This is a genomic window from Arthrobacter zhaoguopingii (genome assembly GCF_009828595.1).
Taxonomy (GTDB): Bacteria; Actinomycetota; Actinomycetes; order Actinomycetales; family Micrococcaceae; genus Arthrobacter_D; species Arthrobacter_D zhaoguopingii.
This window is the reverse complement of the sequence record NZ_WPNY01000002.1, coordinates 329437-346963: the sequence shown is the minus strand read 5'-3', so window position 1 is coordinate 346963 and position 17527 is coordinate 329437. Positions and strand designations below refer to the sequence as shown.

Below are 17527 nucleotides of genomic sequence, written 5' to 3'. Positions count from 1 at the left end.
GGCCCCGGCGGGCGGGGCGGTGGATCTGATGCTGAGGCGAGCCTAGCAACAAAGAAGCAACGCTTACTCGAAACTGGTCGTCCAATTAGACAATCTTATGCTAGTGGTGGGCCCGCGTAGCCTGAGAGCAAGAGGACCTGCCGCTGCACGCACGAGGCGGCAACCGCAGGTCCTCCCGGCTGTCTCCGGTGGCTGAACCTCCCGGATTACTCGGCCGGAACGAGTTTCATAGAGATGGAGTTGATGCAGTACCGCTGGTCGGTCGGGGTCGAGAAACCTTCGCCCTCGAAGACGTGACCGAGGTGCGAATCGCACCGGGCGCAGCGCACCTCGATGCGTTCCATGCCAAGGGTCCGGTCGTGGATGTAACGGACCTTGTCCTCGGCAAGCGGGGCCCAGAAGGACGGCCAGCCGCACTGGGAGTCGAACTTCTCGTTGCTGGTGAAGAGTTCCTGGCCGCAGGCCCGGCACTGGTAGACCCCGGCGGTGTGGGAATCGGTGTATTCCCCGGTCCAGGGGCGTTCGGTCCCGGCCTTCCGCAGCACCTGGAACTCCTCGGGGGTCAGTTCCTGGCGCCACTCGTCATCGGTCTTGAAGATTTCGGGGTGAGCGGCGTTTTCTGATGTCGTCATACCTTTGGCAACGATTATGAGTCGCCAATAAATCCCGAGCCGGAATACAGGTGCAGCACGGGGATCCCCAGGTGGCTCTGCGCGCGGTTGGCCCAGTCGGTGTGGAGGGTGTCCGCCACGGCGTGCGGCCGGGTGATCACCACGGCCTGCGCAGCGCCCTCGTCGGCCGCAGCCCGCACAAATTCCTCGACGGCGTTGTCCCCGACCGTGTAGCCCCGTGCCCTCAGGCCCGACGCCGCGGCCATCCGGAGGGAGCCCTCCAGTGCGTCGGCGGCCGTGTGCTCCGGCCGGTGGCCGGAATCACTGCCTGCAACGTCCCGGAACGCCTGGGCGAACTCCAGCATGCTCAGGTGGTGGAAGAACTCGCCGAGCATGCTCTTGTTCCGGTCCGCCGGAATGAGAATGATGAATTCGGCTTCCTCCTCGCCCTGCAGCGTCCTCAGGTTCGACACATCCGCGTCCTGCAGGGCTTCCTCGGTCAGCACCAGAATGGTTTGAGTCATACCGCCAACAGTAGACCCGGCCCGCCGGGTGCGGGAGGACCGCGGCACGGCCCCGCCCGGCGCCCCGGCGGCGGCGCGCGGAGGGGCCGGACGCACCGGCTTTCACGAAATTGCCCGCTGGGCGCCCGAACGGGTGAGAATGGCCGTATGGCATTCCCACCAGCATCACAGGCCACCGCCCCCGCCCCCTGGGTGAAATGGACGGCGTTCGGGATCGGCGTGGGTGCGCTGCTGACGTCGTCGGCCGCAACGGCCGCATCGGCGCTCGCCGCGTACTTCGCGCGCCGGGTCGTGACCCCGGCCCGCACGCGCGAGGAGAACCTTGAGATCCTCGCCGTCACCGGCGCCGGGCAGGACCAGCGGGTGATCCTGCCAGCCAACGAGGACACCACGGTCGAGGGCACCTACAGCCTCTACTTCAACCGGGGGGCCGGCCATGCCCGGATCGGCGCCATCCACTCGTACAGCCCCCGCGAGGGAACTGTTGAGCGCGACGTCGAGGAGGTGTATGCCGGGGACCTGCGCACCGCCCGGCGCGGCTGGTGGAGCGGGAGCGTCTACCCGGCGCCGTCGGGCCTGGGGTTCGCCGACGAGGAGGTCCAGGTGCCGGTGGACGGCGGGGTAGCGCCTGCGTGGCTGATCCGCGCCGAGGCGCCGGCCGACACCTGGGCGATCATGATCCACGGCAGGGGGGCCCAGCGCACCGAGGCCCTGCGGGCGGTGCGCACCGCCCGCAGCGTCGGCCTGACCAGCCTCGTCATCTCCTACCGGAACGACGGCGATGCCCCGTTCGCCCCGGACGGGCGCTACGGCCTCGGCGCGACCGAGTGGCGCGACGTCGAGGCGGCCATCGACTACGCCATCGCCTCCGGTGCCCAGGAGGTCGTCCTGTTCGGCTGGTCGATGGGAGGCGCGATCGCCCTGCAGACCGCCGATCTCTCCCGCCACCGCCGGCGCATCGGCGCGCTGGTGCTCGACGGGCCGGTGGTGAACTGGATCGAGGTGCTTGCCTACCACGCCCAGCTGAACCGGATCCCGGCCCCGGTGGGGCGGTTGGGCCAGTGGCTGCTGGCCAACGACGCCGCCAAGCGCATCACCGGCCTGGCCGCGCCCCTCGACCTCAAGAGCATGGACTGGATCTCACGGGCGGAGCAGCTGACCATCCCCACCCTCATCCTGCACAGCGAGGACGACGAGTTCGTTCCGGTCGCTCCTTCGGTGGAACTCGCCGAACGGAACCCGGCCTTCGTCACCTTCGAACGGTTCCACCGGGCACGCCACACCAAGGAGTGGAACGTCGACCCGGCCCGCTGGGAGGAAACGGTCTCGCGCTGGCTTGACCGGGTACTGCACCAGCGCTCCCTGCCCGGCGGCAGGCACCCCGGAGCGGGGGCTAGGCCGCAGTCGCCCTGATCTGCCGCTTGATCCGGCCCAGCATGGCGCTCATGCCGCGCATGCGCAGCGGCGTGATGGCGCGGGTCAGGCCCAGCCGGTCCGGCACGTCGTCCGGGACCGCAAGGATCTCCTCGGCAGGCAGCCCGTCGAGTCCCTCCATCAGGACCCCGGCGAACCCGCGGGTCGTCGGCGCCTCCGGCGGAGCCGAGAAAAACAGGTTCACCCGGTGCTCGGGTCCCTCGCCCACCTCGAGGGTGAGGAACACCGGGCTCTGACACTCGACGACCTGCTCGAGGAGTTCGGGATGCTCGCGGAGCCGCTCGGGCAGCTCCGGAAGCTCCCGGGAGAAATCGAGGAGCAGCTGAAGCCGGTCCGGCTCCGACAGGTCCTGGAAGTCATCGATGATCTCGGCCAGCTGGGCCGGCAGGGCCGTGCTCATCGCCGGGCCTCCGCCGGACGGACCGGAGCCTCGCCGCGTTCGGGACCGCGGACGATCGGCACGCGCACCGCGTTGCCCCACTCGGTCCAGGACCCGTCGTAGTTGCGCACCCGGTCGAAGCCCAGCAGGTGGGCCAGGACGAACCAGGTGTGGCTCGAGCGCTCACCGATGCGGCAGTACGCCACGACGTCGTCGCCGTCCTTGAGGCCCGCCTCGCCGCGGTAGATCGCGTCGAGCTCCTCCCGGCTGCGGAAGGTTCCGTCCCCGGCTGCAGCGCGGCCCCACGGGATGGACGCCGCCGTGGGGATGTGGCCGCCGCGCATGGCGCCCTCTTCCGGGTAGGCGGGCATGTGCGTCCGGGCGCCGGTGTATTCCTCTGGGGAGCGGACGTCGATGAGGGGGTTGCCGAAGTGCTCAAGCACGTCGCCGAGGTAGGCACGCACGCGGGGATCGTTCCGCTCGATGACCGGGTAGTCGCCGGGGCGGACCGTGGTGGCCTCCGTCGTCAGCGGCCGTCCCTCGGCGATCCACTTGTCCCGTCCGCCGTCGAGCAGCCGGACATCCTCGTGGCCGAACAGTTCGAAGACCCAGAGGGCGTAGGCGGCCCACCAGTTGCTCTTGTCGCCGTAGATGACCACCGTGGTGTCGCGGGAGATGCCCTTGGCGGACATCACGCGGGCGAAGGCCTCACCGTCGACGAGGTCGCGGCGTACCTCGTCGTTGAGTTCGGTGTGCCAGTCGATCTTCACCGCGCCAGGAATGTGCCCGGTTTCGTACAGCAGGATGTCCTCGTTGGACTCAAGGAGCACCAGCCCGTCAACGCCGAGGTGGTCGGCGAGCCAGTCCGTCGAGACGAGCCGGCCGGGGTGGGCATAGGCAGCGAACTTTTCGGACGAATCTGTTTCGAGCGGCATTAAATGGCTTTCTGCTGGGGGCGGCTTCTCTCTACTTAGCGTAACCACGCCCGGCGCGAATTGCTTCCGGCACCTTGGAGTCCGGTGCCGTAATGTTGCCTGACGGGCGCGCCGTCGCGCTCCCCATCGCATCCTTCGGCCGGCAAGAGAAAGCACCCCTGATCCGTGGCATCCGTAGAGCATCTGACCGACCGCGCACCGAAAGTTTCAGTCGAGGAACTGCTCGACGGGTTCTACCCCTCGCCGCGCTTCAAGGACGTGTCGTTCTCCAGCTACCGGCCCGACCCCTCACAGCCCTCGCAGTCGGCCGCCGTCCGTGGGCTGCGGGCGTTCGCAACGACCGTTGACGAGCCCGAGCCCAGCGGACTGCGGAAGCTCTTCGGCGCACGGAAGGCGCCTTCCCGAGCGGGGATCTACCTCGACGGCGGCTTCGGCGTCGGGAAGACCCACCTGCTTGCCTCCCTCTGGCACGCGACGCAGGGGCCGAAGGCCTTCGGCACGTTCGTCGAATACACGAACCTGTGCGGCGTGCTTTCGTTCCGCAAGACCGTCGAGTCGCTCAGCGGCTACAACCTCGTCTGCATCGACGAATTCGAACTCGACGACCCCGGTGACACAGTGATGATGTCCCGGTTGATGCGCGAACTCGCGGACGCCGGCGTCAAGCTGGCCGCCACCTCCAACACGCTGCCCGGGTCCCTCGGCGATGGCCGGTTCGCGGCGGTCGACTTCCAGCGGGAGATTCAGGTTCTCGCCGACCAGTTCGACGTGCTGCGGATCGACGGCGAGGACTACCGCCACCGCGGGCTGCCGCAGCCGCCGGCGCCCCTGAGTGAATCCGGCCTGCGCGACCACGTCCGGAACTACTCGGGCAACGGCGGGCTGCTGGCCGAGGATGACTTCGGCGACCTCATCCATCACCTCGCCGGCGTTCACCCAAGCAAGTACCGGCAGCTGCTCGACGGAGTCGAGGCGGTGGCATGGCACCGGGTTTCCACAATCACCGAGCAGTCCGTGGCCCTGCGCTTCGTGGTGCTGGCCGACCGCCTTTACGACCGGGACGTTCCGATCTTCGCCAGCGGCGTGCCCTTCGACAAGCTGTTCACCGATGAGATGATGCACGGCGGGTTCATGAAGAAGTATTACCGGGCGGTCTCCCGGCTTACGGCACTGGCCCGGCAGGGCGGTTCCGGCGCGTAGCCTGCGGGCCGGGCCCGGACCGGCTTAAACAAAAGCGCCGGTTCCGCCTCACGGCGGGACCGGCGCTTCCTTTTTGCGGTACTTAAAGCGATGAGGCCGGAGGAGGTGTAGGTCCGGTCGTGCCGCCGCGCTGCTCGCGTTCGATCTTGTCGACCATCGCCGAGGCCTTCGACTGCACTCCGCGGATGCGCCCGGAGTACTTGCCGCCGGTCCTGCCGTCGACAAAGCCGCCGGCCTTGGTGATGCCGGTCTTGACCTTCTCCGAGTTGGCGCCGATCAGTCCGGTCGCCTTGTCCTTCAACCCACCGGCCTTGCCTTTGAGCCCGTCAAAAACAGACACAGGCACCTCCTTTCCTACCCGGGAACCTGGTGTTCCCTTCGTCACAATCGTAGTGCAGATTGCGGGGAAGCGTCCGGGGGAGGGGTGGGCACTCCTCTGAGGCTTCCCTCGCCGCCGAGTGTGCAGGTCACCACGCTTCGAGCGGAACATTACGTGGTGTGCTGCAGTCTCGCGGGAGGGGGTGACAGGAGGGCCGTGGAAGCGGCACGCGGCGGCCGACGTCGGATTTGCTGCGGTGGGGCAGTTCCGGCTGTGAACCGGAAGCGGTGGAGCGGACGACGGGATTCGAACCCGCGACATCCACCTTGGCAAGGTGGTGCTCTAGCCAGCTGAGCTACGTCCGCAAGAGGGCGTCCCTGCACGGGACCCCGGGTGATATGTGCTTGGCTCCCAGGGGATTCGTTTGCAGAAGGATTTTCATGCGTCGCGAACCCGGCTTGAACCAGTGCATCAACAATATCGCGCGGTGAAGGGGGAGCCAAATCCGGGGCCGGCGGTCCGGCGGAAGCCGCTGAACCGCTTCGAGCGGAGCCAGGTGGGTGCCGTGGAGCCGGCCGTCGGCCGGAGGGGAGGAGGCATCCTCCCCTCCGGCAGGAGCATCACGCGATCTTGATGTCGCTCAGGTCGATCTCAATCGGAACCCAGGACAGATCGGGGGTCCGGTCATTGTTGCGGATGTGGATGTGCCGCTTCGTGGGAATGCTGAGTCCGTTGACCTCGGCCTCCCCGCGGATGTAGTGGGCAACGGGGGAGTTGCCGTTGACCTCCGGCTGGTAGTCCATCCGGCGGAGGCGGCCGGCCGCATCGAAGTAGTACAGCTGGGTGGTGGTGTGGGTGTCGATCGAGGAAGGGAAGGTGACGCTGAGCACGCGCCAGGTCTCGCCGTTCTCGGTCCAGGGCTCCACTTCCTGGGTCTCAACGCCGGGCCAGGTGAAGATGTAGGGCTCCACGAGGTAGTGCCAGGTGGCGTAGCTGCGGAAGTAATACATCTGGGCGAGGGTCCACTGCGTTTCGTGGGTGTAGCCCTCGAAGCTGGCGCGGGGGTTGTTCAGCTCCTCGATAAGCGTGCCGTCGGCGGCCGTGATCGTGACGCGGTCGGCCTTCCTGTCGTACTCGACGACGCGGCCGGTTCCCTCCTGCGTGTGGCGGGTGCGCTGCTCCTGCAGGTTCGCCTCGACGAGGTCGGTGCCGACGACGTCAGGCTGTCCCTTGAATCCCCAGAACGGGCCGCCATAAGTGATGCGGGCGGTGAAGCCGTTGAGGCTCTTCCAGCGGTCGAGGCCGCCGTTCGCTTCAAGGACCTGCTCGAGTAGTGCCGCCATGTAAGTACTCCTTTAGGACTAATAGATTCTATTTTGGTATCAACCGAAGGGGTCGACGGATAATTCCCCGAGGGCCGTGCCCGACGAGGTCCTTGAGTTGCGCCATTGGGCCTCCCCGGCATGGCGCCCTACCCACGTCAGATGGCCCAGCACCGCGCTACGTCAGAGGCTGACGCCGCTCGTCGGGTCCGCGGAATGAAAGAGTTCCGGATCGGTTCCGGCTTCGCGGGAGGAAGACAGCTGTGCATCGTTCCCGCCGGGATGGGGGCGGCGGACCCGCCGCCCCCGGCCGGTGCTAGTTTCCTGCGCTTTGCCCGCCGTCGACGTGAAGGAACTCGCCGGTGACGAACTGGGCCTGCTCAAGGTAGAGCACGCCGTGGACGACGTCGTCGATGGTTCCCATCCGGCCGACCGGGTGAAGTGCTCCATAGGTGTCGTGCGTCTCCTCCGCGTGCAGCGGGGTCTTGATGATGCCGGGGGAGACTGCATTCACGCGCACCCCGCGGGCCGCGTACTCGATTGCGAGGGACTTCACGACGGAAGCGAGGCCGCCCTTGGTCAGTGAAGCGAGGGCGGACGGGACATTGGAGTTGGCGTTCTCGACCAGGGTGGTGGTGATGTTCACAACGTGACCCGAGCCCCGTTCGACCATGTTCGCCATGGCCTTCTGGCTGATGTGGAAGAAACCGCCGAGGTTCACGCGCAGGGCGTTGTCGTAGTCCTCCTGGGTGTAGTCCGCAAACGGCTTCGCAATGAAGATGCCGGCGTTGTTCACGAGCGTGTCCACGCGGCCGAACCGCTCCACTGCCGTGGCGATGACGCGCTCGGCAACCTCGGGGTCCGAGATGTCCCCGGCAACGGTGACAAGGTCGAAGTCTTCGGACGGGGCGATGGAGCGGGAGTTCGCGACCACCGCATACCCAAGCTTGCGGTACCCGTCGACGAGGCCTGCTCCGATGCCCTGCGATGCGCCGGTGATGACGGCGACTTTACGTGCTTCCATGGTTTCGCTCCCTTTAGTAGACAGTCGGTCAACTACCGACCTGTATAGTTATAGCTGACCAGTCGATTATTGACAACCCCGCGGGTAGGAGCCCTGGCTTGGGGCCCGCAATGCGGGCGTGGGGTGCGGAGGAGTGTGGCGCGGAACGGCAGGGTGTCCTGGCCGCCCCCTCGCCGGAGGAAAGCGCATCCGCCGGCTTCTTCCGGCAGCCACGAGGATGCGGAACGTACTCCCTAACCTCTCAGGGGTGTTTCCTATCACGTCGACACCGGGAGCCCGCGTAATGCGCTGCAAAAACAAAAGACCCCCGGTTTCCCGGGGGTCTTTGTCGGTGGGCGATACTGGGATCGAACCAGTGACCTCTTCCGTGTCAGGGAAGCGCGCTACCGCTGCGCCAATCGCCCAATTTCCTTCTCTGCAATTCACCTACTGGAGGTGGGGACGGGATTCGAACCCGCGTGCACGGCTTTGCAGGCCGCTGCCTAGCCACTCGGCCACCCCACCGCTATCCAACAAACAGACAGCCGGATGAACCGGCCATGCAGTGACTTGCGAGCGGACGACGGGATTCGAACCCGCGACATCCACCTTGGCAAGGTGGTGCTCTAGCCAGCTGAGCTACGTCCGCAGAAAGAAAATTTTGAACACGAAACCCTTGAGTTCCTCGTGTTTTTCTGTTTTCCAACGAGAAAAAACTCTATAGGACTATTCGAGGTTCGTCCAATCGGGCGCGTCTTCAGGTCAACGGCGCGGCGAGGGAGTGTCACCGGAGAGTGACAGACTTAAGCCATGACTGAACCGCTGCTCGCCCACTCCACTCCCTACGGACGGATGTATGCGAGGTCGACGTCGGACCAGCCCACCGTCCCGTCGATCACGACCGTCATCGCCCAGGCGCCGTCGTCCCTCGGCGGCTGGTTCGGGCACATGGCGGCGAACGCCCTGGCTGCCGATCCGCGCCTGCCAGGATCGCTGGGCAAACCTGCCGAGCTGAAGCAGGCCGTCCGGGACGCCGCGCAGGCTGCCGAGCGGTACCGCGACGACGCGGCCCTCCGGGGCACCCGGGTGCACAACTACTGCGAACAGGTGGCGCTGCGCGCCCTTGGCAGGCCCTCCACCCTCGACGCCGCACGCCTCGCCCTCGTGGAGAACGGGGAGGAGGGATTCGCGGCCCGTTTCGACGAATGGTGGGAACTCTACGATGTCCGGCCGATCGCCCCGGAACTGACCGTCTGGAATCAGGAACTCGGGTACGCCGGAACCCTCGACCTGGTGGCCACCATCGGAGGCCGGCTGTGCCTCATCGACTACAAGACCAAGAACACCGACCGTGACGGCTTCGTCAAGGGGCTCGATGACAAGGTGGTCATGCAGCTGGTTGCCGGGATGAAGGCCCAGGAAAGCCTCGTTGATCCCCATCAGGGCGAATGGGAACCGTGGAAGTACGGCGAGCAGCCCCTCCTCCTCGGCGTGGCAGTCGGCCAGACGGAGGTCCGGGCCCTGCGGGCCAATCCCGAGGTGCTGAAGGAGCACTGGTTTCGATTCTGTGCACTGCGCCGTGCCTGGGAGGCCGGCCGAAACGCCGAAACGGCAGGGCGGGCGCTGCTCCCGATCGGCCCGCCGCCCGCCCGCGCTGCGGCCGGGGCGCCGGCGGCGGCTCCGGCTGGTCCGGCGCCGGCCACCGGTGCGGACGCCCCGGGCCCGGCCGCACCCGCTCCGGAAGCGCCGTCCTCCGTCGCAGCCGGCTGACGGTCGCCGAGGAGCCCGGGCCGGCCCCGTCTTGGTCGAGGGCAGGCCTCGGGTAGGCAGCGGGCAGGGCACCGGCCCTGCCCGGACGCGCCCGGCACTTTCCACAGCCCAGCGGCGCCGGGGACGGCGAAGCGGCGCGGCGTTCTAGAATGGCTCGAGGGCTTTCGCTGATGGGTCCGAGCCCTCCGCGCACGCCGCAGACCCCCGCAGTGCCCACCCGGGCATCCGCCCGACGCGCCCAACCAGGTGAAGGAATCCGAACCGCATGGCTGTACTGAGTATCAGGATCATCGGCGACCCGATCCTGCGCACCCCTGCCGCGACGGTGACAAACTTCGGCCCCGAGCTCGAGAAGCTGGTGGCGGACATGGCCGAGACAATGCTCGATGTGCAGGGCGTCGGTCTCGCCGCGCCCCAGATCGGGGTGGGCCTTTCGGTCTTCACCTACAGCATCGACGGTTTCGAGGGCCACGTCGTCAACCCGGTGCTCGAGGTGGGGGAGACCCTGCAGCAGGACGGCGCTGTCGAAGGCTGCCTCTCCGTCCCGGGGCTGGGGAACTTCCTTGAGCGCGCCGAATGGGCGCGGGTCCGGGGGCAGAATGTGCACGGGGAGCCGGTCGAGGTCGAAGGCACCGGCATGCTGGCGAGGTGCCTGCAGCACGAGACGGACCACCTGCGCGGAACGCTCTACATCGACAGGCTCCGGGGCGAGGAGAAAAAAGCGGCGATGCGCGCCATCCGCAGCGCCGAGTACAACACCGTGGCCGGCCAGACGGCGGCACAGCGGGCCAAGACCCTCGGGTCGAGCTTCATCAGCGCATCGGCCGCCGGTCCTGCGGGCGCACCGGCGCGTGCGGAAAATGCGGGACGCCGGCGGTGAGGATCCTGTTCGCCGGTACTCCGGCCGTGGCCGTCCCCTCCCTTAACACGCTGTCGGACGCGGGCTTTGAGATCGCTGCGGTGCTCACACGCGTCGATGCCCCGGTCGGGCGGAAGTGGACCCTGGCCCCGAGCCCCGTGGCCGCCCGGGCGGAGCAGCTGGGGCTGCCCCTGATCAAGGCCAACCGGTTCACTGACGAGGTGGTCGGGCAGCTGGCAGCGCTTGACCTCGACGCAGCGGCGATCGTCGCCTACGGAGGGCTCGTGCCGGCGCGGGCGCTCGAGCTTCCACGGCATGGCTGGATCAACCTTCACTTCTCGCTGCTGCCGGCTTGGCGCGGCGCCGCACCGGTGCAGCACGCCGTGCTTCACGGCGACGACATCACCGGGGCGTCGACCTTCCGCCTCGAACGCGGACTCGATACCGGCCCCGTGTTTGGAACCGTGACCGAAGCGCTGGCACCGTCCGACACCAGCGGCGAGGTCCTGGACCGGCTTGCGGACAGCGGCGCCACCCTGCTGGCGCAGACGTTGACAGCGCTCGGGCAGGGCGCGGTCGAGGCGGTTCCGCAGCAGGGGGAGGTCAGCCTCGCCCCCAAGCTGTCGATCGATGATGCCCGGATTGACTGGACGCAGCCGGCCGTCGCCGTCCGGCGGCGGATCAATGCCGTGACCCCCGAGCCGGGCGCCTGGACACTCCTTGCGGGTCAGCGCGTGAAGATCGCGCCGGTGCGCCCGGCGTCGGAACTCCGGCCGGCGCGGCCGGACACCGGGTCCGGCGATCCGGTGGACCTTGCCCCCGGTCGGGTGGAGCTCCGGGACGGCGGCGTGCAGGTCGGCACCGGATCGGAGCCGGTGGTGCTCGGCCGCCTGCAGCCCGCCGGCAAGACAATGATGGACGCCCGTGACTGGGCGAGGGGCGCCCTGGCGCGCGGAGAGTTGGTTTTTGATGTCTGATACCCCAGGAGCTGGTCAGCGGCCGGGCCAGCGCCCGCGCCGTAATGATAAGGGCAGGGAACGGAACCGTTCGGGGGAGCGCAGGTTCTCCCAGGCCGCGCCCTCTCAGCGGACCCGGAAGGCCGACCCGGCGCGCCTTGTCGCGTTCGAGGTGCTTCGGGCGGTGGCTGCGGAAGACGCCTATGCGAACCTCGTCCTGCCGGTGAGCATCCGCAGGCACCGACTCGACCGCCGCGACGCCGGGTTCGCCACGGAACTGGCCTACGGCGCCCTGCGCGGGCAGGGGACCTACGATGCGGTGCTGGCCCGCTGCGTCGACCGTCCCCTGGTGCAGCTCGATCCGGCGGTGCTCGACGCGCTGCGCATCGGTGCCCATCAGCTCCTCGGGATGCGCGTGCCCGCCCATGCCGCGCTCGATCAGACCGTCGGCCTGGTCCGTGCCGTGATCGGTGCGGGGCCCGCTTCCCTCGTCAACGCCGTGCTGCGCAAGGTGGCCGCCCGCGACCTCGCCTCCTGGATCGCCGAGCTGACCGCCGGCCAGACCGACGGCGTCAGGATCGCCTCCCTGACGCACAGCCATCCGGAGTGGATCGTGCGGGCTATGCGGCAGTCACTGGTCGCCCACGGTCGCACCGTCGAGGAGATCGACGAGCTGCTCGAGGCCGACAATGCCGCGCCCGTGGTGAACCTTGTGGCGCTTCCCGGCCTGGGCTCCCTCGACGAAGCCCTGGCCGAGGGCGCCGAACCGGGCCGCCTGGCCGAAGGGTCCGCCTACTTCGCAGGAGGCGACGTCGGACGGCTGGCCGGGGTGCGGGAAGGCACGCTCCGCGTGCAGGACGCGGGCTCGCAGCTGGTCGCCCGCGCCCTCGCCGCCGTCGACCTGCTTCCCGTCGGACCCGAGACCCGAGCCGGGGGCGGCTCCGGTCCGGCGCCCGCCCCCGGATCCGAGCGCTGGCTCGACCTGTGCGCCGGGCCCGGAGGCAAATCTGCGCTACTCGCTGCGCTGGGCCGCCCGGTGCCCGCGACCCTCGTCGCCAACGAGCCGGTGCCGCACCGCGCACAGCTCGTCCGTCAGGCCCTGCGTCCGGTGGACGGCGGGACCTGGACTGTGCGCGTCGGTGACGGCAGGGAGGTCGGGCAGGAGGAACCCGAAAGCTACGACCGCGTCCTGGTCGACGCGCCCTGCACCGGGCTCGGCGCCCTGCGGCGCCGCCCCGAGGCCCGATGGCGGCGCAAGCCCGCGGACCTCGTGGAGCTTGCCCCGCTGCAGCGCGGCCTGCTTGAGTCCGCGCTCGAGGCCGTGCGCCCCGGCGGCGTCGTCGCTTATGTGACCTGCTCGCCGCACCATGCGGAAACCCTCGCCGTCGTCGAGGACGCCCTGCGCCGCCGGCCGGAGATGGAGCTGCTCGACTCCGGTGCGGCCCTCGACGCGGTCAGCATCGGCGGACCGTTGAACGCCGCCCGGCCGGCCGCGTCCGGAACGGGATCCACGGCGCAGCTGTGGCCGCACCTTCACGGAACCGACGCCATGTTCCTGGCCCTGATCCGCAAACCCCTCTGACTTCCGTTCCGGGACGCAGCGCGCTCCCGCCACCTCCAACCGCAAAGGACACCTGTGGGAGCCTGCCGCATCAATCCGAGCATCCTTTCAGCCGACTTCGTGAACCTCGAGCGTGAACTCGAGCGCATCGGCGCGGCCGACGCCGTGCACGTGGACGTGATGGACAACCATTTCGTGCCCAACCTCACGCTGGGCCGGCCGGTGGTGAAGCGGATCCAGGAGGTCAGCGGGCTCCCGCTCGATGTCCACCTCATGATCGAGGACGCCGACCGTTGGGCCCCCGCGTACGCCGAACTAGGTGCGGCGTCGGTGACCTTCCACGCCGAAGCCGCGGCCGCCCCGGTCCGCCTGGCCCGCGAGCTTCGGGCGGGAGGCGCCCAGGCGGGCATGGCGCTGCGGCCGGCCACGCCGGTTGAGCCCTACCTTGACATGCTGGGGGAGCTCGACATGCTCCTGATCATGACGGTTGAGCCCGGGTTCGGTGGGCAGTCCTTCCTCGACCTGACCCTGCCCAAAATCCGGCGGGCCGCCGAGGCGGTCCGCGGGGGGTCGCTGCCGCTGGCGATCCAGGTCGACGGCGGCATCACCGAAGAGACCATCCTGCGCGCAGCGGAGGCCGGGGCCACGGTCTTCGTCGCGGGCTCCTCCGTCTACGGGGCGGACGATCCCGGCCAGGCGATCGACCGACTCCGCCGCGCGGCCGTTGCCGCGGCTGCCGGCCGGTAACCGACGCCGTCCGGCCCGGGCGCCTAGGCCGGATCGCCCTGCCCCTGGTCCCGCCCGGCGGCCGCCGGCGCCGCCGTCCGCTGGCCCGTGCCCCTCAGGACTGGTGCCGCCGCTGTCGGAAGACGTGCGGCGCCGGGCGGACGAGCCTAACCCGCGGCCGCCGCCGGCGGGTCCGTAATGGTGATCCGGACCGACATGGCCTCCGCCGCCGCCCGCTGCAGCACGGCCAGGCGCGGATCGGGTACCGCGGTGAACGGCAGCCGGGGGAGGTGCCCATACTGGGCAAGCGCCGGGTGGGCGAGCACTTCGAGGGCCAGGGTGCGGTCGCCGCCCAGCTGGACGCAGTCAATGGGGTGGGCCGAGAAGACCGCCGAGGCGTGTTCCGCCGCGGCCTGGACGAGCGAAGAGGCCTGATTGGCCCGGCGCCGCGCGAACCGCTGCTGGGACCAGCCGCCCGCGGCCGTGCGGGACTGGACGTACCGCGTGCCGGTCTTGGAGGCGAGCAGCCTGCCGTTGCGGGCCACCCCCACCGAATAGCCACCCCGGCGGACCAGGATCAGCGCAACCGCGCGCGGTTCCCCCGCGGCGGCGGTCAGGGCCTCCACCGACGGCGCCCCGGTGGCCTCCGGTGGAAGGGGTGGAACCAGGACGGCACGGCACCCGTTGGAGGCGCTCAGCGTCAGGGCTCCGCCGGGGGAGCCTTCATCGATCGTGTATCCACCGTTGCGCTGCGCGAACCGCTCCAGCCAGCCAGCCAGGCGCTCGCCCGAAACGAGGACGGTTCTCGGCTCTGCCATCGTGTCCTCCGCTCCGCCCCGGCCATCCGCCGGCGTCAGTGCTACACAGTAGCCTTGGCAGTGTGAATGATCTATTCAGCGCCGCGGATGAGGACGACGGCTTCCCCGGCGCCGCACCGCCGACCCTTGCCGGTGCCGGTTCCCAGCGGCCGCGGAGCCCCCTGGCCGTGCGGATGCGTCCGCGCTCCCTCGATGAGGTTGTCGGCCAGCAGCATCTCCTCGGCCCCGGGTCGCCGCTGCGTACACTTGCCGGCGACACCGCCTCCGGAGGGCCCGCCGGCCCGTCCTCGGTCGTGCTGTGGGGGCCGCCCGGAACCGGAAAGACAACCCTCGCGCACGTGGTGGCACGCGGGCAGGGGCGGCAGTTCGTCGAGCTTTCGGCGATCACCGCCGGCGTGAAGGACGTCCGCCGGGTGATGGAAGAGGCCCTGACCGCGCGCGACCTCCACCGCCGGACCACCATTCTGTTCCTCGATGAGATCCACCGGTTCAACAAGGCCCAGCAGGACGCGCTGCTGCCCGGCGTCGAGAACCGGTGGGTCGTCCTGATCGCGGCCACCACCGAGAACCCCTCGTTCTCCGTCGTCGCGCCGCTGCTCTCGCGGTCGCTGCTGCAGACCCTCCGCCCGCTCACCGAGGCCGACATCGCCGGGCTGCTGCAGCGGGCGGTCGAGGACGAACGGGGCCTCGGGGGGACCGTCCGCCTGAGCGAGGAGGCCCTCGAGCACCTGGTGCGCCTCGCCGCCGGCGACGCCCGCCGTGGGCTTACCGCCCTCGAGGCGGCGGCCGGCGTCGCCCAGTCCGCCGGCGACGGGCCGGGGCCGGCCGTGGTGGAACTCCAGCACGCAGAGAAGGCCCTCGACGTCGCGGCGCTGCGGTACGACCGGGCGGGCGATCAGCACTACGACGTCGCCAGCGCCTTCATCAAGTCCCTTCGGGGGTCGGATGTCGACGCGTCCCTCCACTACCTCGCCCGGATGCTCGAGGCGGGGGAGGACCCGCGCTTCGTCGCCCGCAGGATCATGATCTCGGCCTCCGAGGATGTGGGCATGGCCGATCCGACGGCGCTGCAGACAGCGGTGGCGGCGGCGCAGGCGGTGCAGCTCGTCGGGATGCCCGAGGCGAGGATCATCCTCGCCGAGGCCGTCGTCCACATCGCCACGGCCCCGAAGTCCAACGCGGCGTACAACGGCATCAATGCCGCGATCGCCGACGTGCGGACCGGACGGGGCCAAGGCATCCCCGCCCACCTGCGCGATGCCCACTATCCCGGGGCGTCCCAGCTCGGCCACGGCAAGGGATACGTCTACTCCCACGACGAACCGCACGGCATCGCCGCCCAGCAGTACGCGCCCGACGACCTGGTCGGCCGGGACTACTACCTCCCCACCGACCGGGGGGCCGAACGGGACATCGGAACGCGCCTCGGCCGGCTGCGCAGGATCCTGCGGGGCCGGTAGCCCCCGGCGGAGGTCGGTGGCGGGTCCGCCGGGGCCGCGCTCAGGGGAGGGTGCGGCGCATCAGCACGCGCGGGAAGCCGTTGGAGACCGAGGTGGTGTCGGCGGCCTTGGCGAAGCCTGCCCGCTCGAACAGCGCCCGGGTGCCGACATAGGCCATCGTCGTGTCGACCTTCTGCCCGCCGTTGTCCACCGGGTAGCCCTCGACGGCGGGCGCCCCGGAGTCCCGGGCATGCTCCACGGCGCCCTGCAGCAGCGCCGCGGCAACGCCCTTGCCGCGGTGCCCGCCCCGGACCCGAAAGCACCAGATGCTCCACACGGGAAGGCCATCGAGGTGCGGGATCTTCGTGCTGCGTGCGAAGGAGTTGAGCTCGGCCCGGGGTGCCACGCCGCACCAGCCCACCACCTCCCCGCTGTCGTAGGCCAGGATCCCCGGCGGAATGGCCCGGCCGCAGAGCTCCTCGACGCGTTCGGCGCGTCCGCGCCCGGTCAGCTCCCGGTTCTCGCGGGACGGCAGCCGGTAGGTCAGGCACCAGCACACCGAAGAGTCGGGGTTGCGGGGGCCCAGCACGACCGCGACGTCCCCGAATCGGTCCCTAGTCGCCGGACGGATCTCGTACACCATGCCGGTACCCTAGCCGCCCGGGGGCCGGGGAACCATCGGGCGCCGGGCCGGCGGGGGAAGCGGCCGCTGACCATCCCGGGGCCCTCGGACTGCTAGGATTGTGGGTTGACTGGCAAGTAGCGCCGTGCCCGTGCCCTTTCCCTCGAATTTTGAAGGGGAGGAGCGTGCGCGGAGCTGACTGTAGTACCGGGAAGCGGCCAATCCCGGCTCTCCGCACAAGGAGGCCAGCAACACAGAGAAAGTGCCGTGCATTCATCCGATGCGCCAGGCTCTTTGCCGCAGAAACAGATGAAAGGTAAACGTGGCTAACAACACACGTGCCCGCCGGAAGGTCCGCATTTCGCGTGCCCTCGGCATTGCTTTGACCCCGAAGGCCGAGAAGTACCTCGAGCGTCGCCCGTACGCTCCCGGCCAGCACGGACGCGCCCGCCGCAAGCAGGACAGCGACTACGCCGTACGCCTGCGCGAAAAGCAGCGTCTGCGCGCCCAGTACGGTATCCGCGAAGCGCAGATGACCCGCGTCTTCGAAGAAGCACGCCGCACCTCGGGCCTGACCGGTGAGAACCTCATCGAGCTGCTCGAAATGCGTCTTGACGCCCTCGTGCTCCGTGCCGGCTTCGCCCGCACCATCGCCCAGGCCCGCCAGCTGGTCGTCCACCGCCACATCATGGTCGACGGCGCCCGCGTGGACCGCCCGTCGTTCCGCGTTGCGGAGGGGCAGCTGATCCACGTTCACAGCCGCAGCGAGACCATGGTCCCGCTCCAGGTTGCAGCAGCCGGCGCCCACCGCGACGTCCTGCCGGCCGTCCCGGGCTACCTCGACGTCCAGCTCGACAAGCTCCAGGCCCGCCTGGTCCGCCGCCCCAAGCGCTCGGAGGTCCCCGTGACCTGCGAAGAGCAGCTCGTGGTGGAGTACTACGCCCGCTAGTCGAGGCTCCGGCGGCTTGCCCGCCGGAATCGAACAGCAGCCATCCCAATAGCCCGCGGCTCCGGCCGCGGGCTATTGGGTAAGGCATCTAAAAAACTTT

At 69.4% G+C, this 17527-nt stretch carries 18 protein-coding genes and 4 tRNA genes; 9 read left to right on the top strand and 13 right to left on the bottom strand.

Features of this window, described 5'->3' with window-relative positions; all coding sequences use genetic code 11:
- Positions 1-206: 206 nt before the first annotated feature.
- The gene (gene msrB, locus GVV86_RS04070; RefSeq protein WP_159616857.1) at positions 207-632 is read right to left on the bottom strand and encodes a peptide-methionine (R)-S-oxide reductase MsrB; all 426 of its coding nucleotides are present in this window, start codon (positions 630-632) and stop codon (positions 207-209) included.
- 14 nt (positions 633-646) lie between these two features.
- Positions 647-1135 (bottom strand): hypothetical protein, encoded by a 489-nt coding sequence (locus GVV86_RS04065; protein ID WP_159616855.1) that lies wholly within the window; start codon positions 1133-1135, stop codon positions 647-649.
- Between the two features lie 147 nt (positions 1136-1282).
- Between GVV86_RS04065 and GVV86_RS04060 the strand changes: the two genes are divergently transcribed.
- Entirely contained in the window at positions 1283-2548 is a 1266-nt protein-coding gene (locus tag GVV86_RS04060) for an alpha/beta hydrolase family protein (RefSeq protein ID WP_159801526.1), read from the top strand.
- On the opposite strand, the gene GVV86_RS04055 is transcribed toward GVV86_RS04060, so the two are convergent.
- Together GVV86_RS04055 and GVV86_RS04050 are read right to left on the bottom strand one after the other, a co-directional pair.
- A complete protein-coding gene (locus GVV86_RS04055) occupies positions 2529-2969 on the bottom strand; it encodes a SufE family protein (RefSeq protein ID WP_159616851.1) in 441 nt (146 codons plus the stop codon). The two genes, GVV86_RS04060 and GVV86_RS04055, sit on opposite strands and share 20 nt — an antisense overlap.
- Positions 2966-3883 (bottom strand): sulfurtransferase, encoded by a 918-nt coding sequence (locus GVV86_RS04050; protein ID WP_159801524.1) that lies wholly within the window; start codon positions 3881-3883, stop codon positions 2966-2968. The genes GVV86_RS04055 and GVV86_RS04050 overlap by 4 nt, the downstream gene beginning before the upstream one ends.
- A 165-nt stretch (positions 3884-4048) precedes the next feature.
- Between GVV86_RS04050 and zapE the strand changes: the two genes are divergently transcribed.
- On the top strand, positions 4049-5083 hold the full coding sequence (gene zapE, locus GVV86_RS04045) for a cell division protein ZapE (RefSeq protein ID WP_159801522.1): 1035 nt from the start codon (positions 4049-4051) through the stop codon (positions 5081-5083).
- Positions 5084-5165: 82 nt separating this feature from the next.
- On the opposite strand, the gene GVV86_RS04040 is transcribed toward zapE, so the two are convergent.
- The 7 genes from GVV86_RS04040 to GVV86_RS04010 form a co-directional block, all read right to left on the bottom strand.
- Positions 5166-5423, bottom strand: coding sequence for an antitoxin (locus GVV86_RS04040; RefSeq protein ID WP_159616845.1), 258 nt, complete (start codon positions 5421-5423; stop codon positions 5166-5168).
- Positions 5424-5690: 267 nt separating this feature from the next.
- Positions 5691-5767, bottom strand: a tRNA-Gly gene (locus tag GVV86_RS04035).
- Positions 5768-6022: 255 nt separating this feature from the next.
- Complete coding sequence (locus GVV86_RS04030; protein WP_159801520.1) at positions 6023-6745, bottom strand: hypothetical protein; 723 nt, start codon at positions 6743-6745, stop codon at positions 6023-6025.
- 295 nt (positions 6746-7040) lie between these two features.
- Positions 7041-7748, bottom strand: coding sequence for an SDR family NAD(P)-dependent oxidoreductase (locus GVV86_RS04025; protein ID WP_159616841.1), 708 nt, complete (start codon positions 7746-7748; stop codon positions 7041-7043).
- 332 nt (positions 7749-8080) lie between these two features.
- Positions 8081-8152, bottom strand: a tRNA-Val gene (locus GVV86_RS04020).
- A gap of 26 nt (positions 8153-8178) precedes the next feature.
- Positions 8179-8252: transfer RNA gene (locus GVV86_RS04015), tRNA-Cys, on the bottom strand.
- A 50-nt stretch (positions 8253-8302) separates the two neighbouring features.
- A tRNA-Gly gene (locus GVV86_RS04010) sits at positions 8303-8376 on the bottom strand.
- 161 nt (positions 8377-8537) lie between these two features.
- Between GVV86_RS04010 and GVV86_RS04005 the strand changes: the two genes are divergently transcribed.
- The 5 genes from GVV86_RS04005 (at position 8538) to rpe (ending at position 13620) form a co-directional block, all read left to right on the top strand.
- Positions 8538-9497: a cytochrome gene (locus GVV86_RS04005; RefSeq protein WP_159801518.1), complete on the top strand. Its 960-nt coding sequence runs from the start codon at positions 8538-8540 to the stop codon at positions 9495-9497.
- A 265-nt stretch (positions 9498-9762) separates the two neighbouring features.
- Positions 9763-10377: a peptide deformylase gene (gene def, locus GVV86_RS04000; protein ID WP_159616837.1), complete on the top strand. Its 615-nt coding sequence runs from the start codon at positions 9763-9765 to the stop codon at positions 10375-10377.
- Positions 10374-11333: a methionyl-tRNA formyltransferase gene (locus GVV86_RS03995; RefSeq protein WP_159801517.1), complete on the top strand. Its 960-nt coding sequence runs from the start codon at positions 10374-10376 to the stop codon at positions 11331-11333. Before def ends, GVV86_RS03995 begins: the two co-directional genes overlap by 4 nt.
- Positions 11326-12894, top strand: a complete 1569-nt coding sequence (locus tag GVV86_RS03990) for an RsmB/NOP family class I SAM-dependent RNA methyltransferase (RefSeq protein ID WP_159616833.1) — start codon at positions 11326-11328, stop codon at positions 12892-12894. Before GVV86_RS03995 ends, GVV86_RS03990 begins: the two co-directional genes overlap by 8 nt.
- 54 nt (positions 12895-12948) lie before the next feature.
- On the top strand, positions 12949-13620 hold the full coding sequence (gene rpe, locus GVV86_RS03985) for a ribulose-phosphate 3-epimerase (protein WP_159801515.1): 672 nt from the start codon (positions 12949-12951) through the stop codon (positions 13618-13620).
- 146 nt (positions 13621-13766) lie between these two features.
- Here the strand turns inward: rpe and GVV86_RS03980 are convergent, their stop codons facing one another.
- Positions 13767-14417 (bottom strand): acVLRF1 family peptidyl-tRNA hydrolase, encoded by a 651-nt coding sequence (locus tag GVV86_RS03980; protein WP_159616829.1) that lies wholly within the window; start codon positions 14415-14417, stop codon positions 13767-13769.
- A 62-nt stretch (positions 14418-14479) separates the two neighbouring features.
- Between GVV86_RS03980 and GVV86_RS03975 the strand changes: the two genes are divergently transcribed.
- Positions 14480-15877 carry a replication-associated recombination protein A gene (locus GVV86_RS03975; protein ID WP_246199644.1) on the top strand — a complete coding sequence of 466 codons (1398 nt, stop codon included), beginning with the start codon at positions 14480-14482 and terminating at the stop codon, positions 15875-15877.
- A gap of 40 nt (positions 15878-15917) precedes the next feature.
- On the opposite strand, the gene GVV86_RS03970 is transcribed toward GVV86_RS03975, so the two are convergent.
- Positions 15918-16499: a GNAT family N-acetyltransferase gene (locus tag GVV86_RS03970; protein ID WP_159616827.1), complete on the bottom strand. Its 582-nt coding sequence runs from the start codon at positions 16497-16499 to the stop codon at positions 15918-15920.
- 301 nt (positions 16500-16800) lie between these two features.
- Here GVV86_RS03970 and rpsD point away from each other — a divergent pair, with 301 nt between their 5' ends.
- Positions 16801-17427 (top strand): 30S ribosomal protein S4, encoded by a 627-nt coding sequence (gene rpsD / locus GVV86_RS03965; RefSeq protein WP_159616825.1) that lies wholly within the window; start codon positions 16801-16803, stop codon positions 17425-17427.
- Positions 17428-17527: the final 100 nt, after the last annotated feature.

Bases quoted from the DNA above. Each gene is read 5' to 3' on its own strand.
- msrB (WP_159616857.1), bottom strand. From the start codon at position 632: ATGACGACATCAGAAAACGCCGCTCACCCCGAAATCTTCAAGACCGAT.
- GVV86_RS04065 (WP_159616855.1), bottom strand. From the start codon at position 1,135: ATGACTCAAACCATTCTGGTGCTGACCGAGGAAGCCCTGCAGGACGCG.
- GVV86_RS04060 (WP_159801526.1), top strand. From the start codon at position 1,283: ATGGCATTCCCACCAGCATCACAGGCCACCGCCCCCGCCCCCTGGGTG.
- GVV86_RS04055 (WP_159616851.1), bottom strand. From the start codon at position 2,969: ATGAGCACGGCCCTGCCGGCCCAGCTGGCCGAGATCATCGATGACTTC.
- GVV86_RS04050 (WP_159801524.1), bottom strand. From the start codon at position 3,883: ATGCCGCTCGAAACAGATTCGTCCGAAAAGTTCGCTGCCTATGCCCAC.
- GVV86_RS04030 (WP_159801520.1), bottom strand. From the start codon at position 6,745: ATGGCGGCACTACTCGAGCAGGTCCTTGAAGCGAACGGCGGCCTCGAC.
- GVV86_RS04025 (WP_159616841.1), bottom strand. From the start codon at position 7,748: ATGGAAGCACGTAAAGTCGCCGTCATCACCGGCGCATCGCAGGGCATC.
- GVV86_RS04005 (WP_159801518.1), top strand. From the start codon at position 8,538: ATGACTGAACCGCTGCTCGCCCACTCCACTCCCTACGGACGGATGTAT.
- def (WP_159616837.1), top strand. From the start codon at position 9,763: ATGGCTGTACTGAGTATCAGGATCATCGGCGACCCGATCCTGCGCACC.
- GVV86_RS03990 (WP_159616833.1), top strand. From the start codon at position 11,326: ATGTCTGATACCCCAGGAGCTGGTCAGCGGCCGGGCCAGCGCCCGCGC.
- GVV86_RS03980 (WP_159616829.1), bottom strand. From the start codon at position 14,417: ATGGCAGAGCCGAGAACCGTCCTCGTTTCGGGCGAGCGCCTGGCTGGC.
- GVV86_RS03970 (WP_159616827.1), bottom strand. From the start codon at position 16,499: ATGGTGTACGAGATCCGTCCGGCGACTAGGGACCGATTCGGGGACGTC.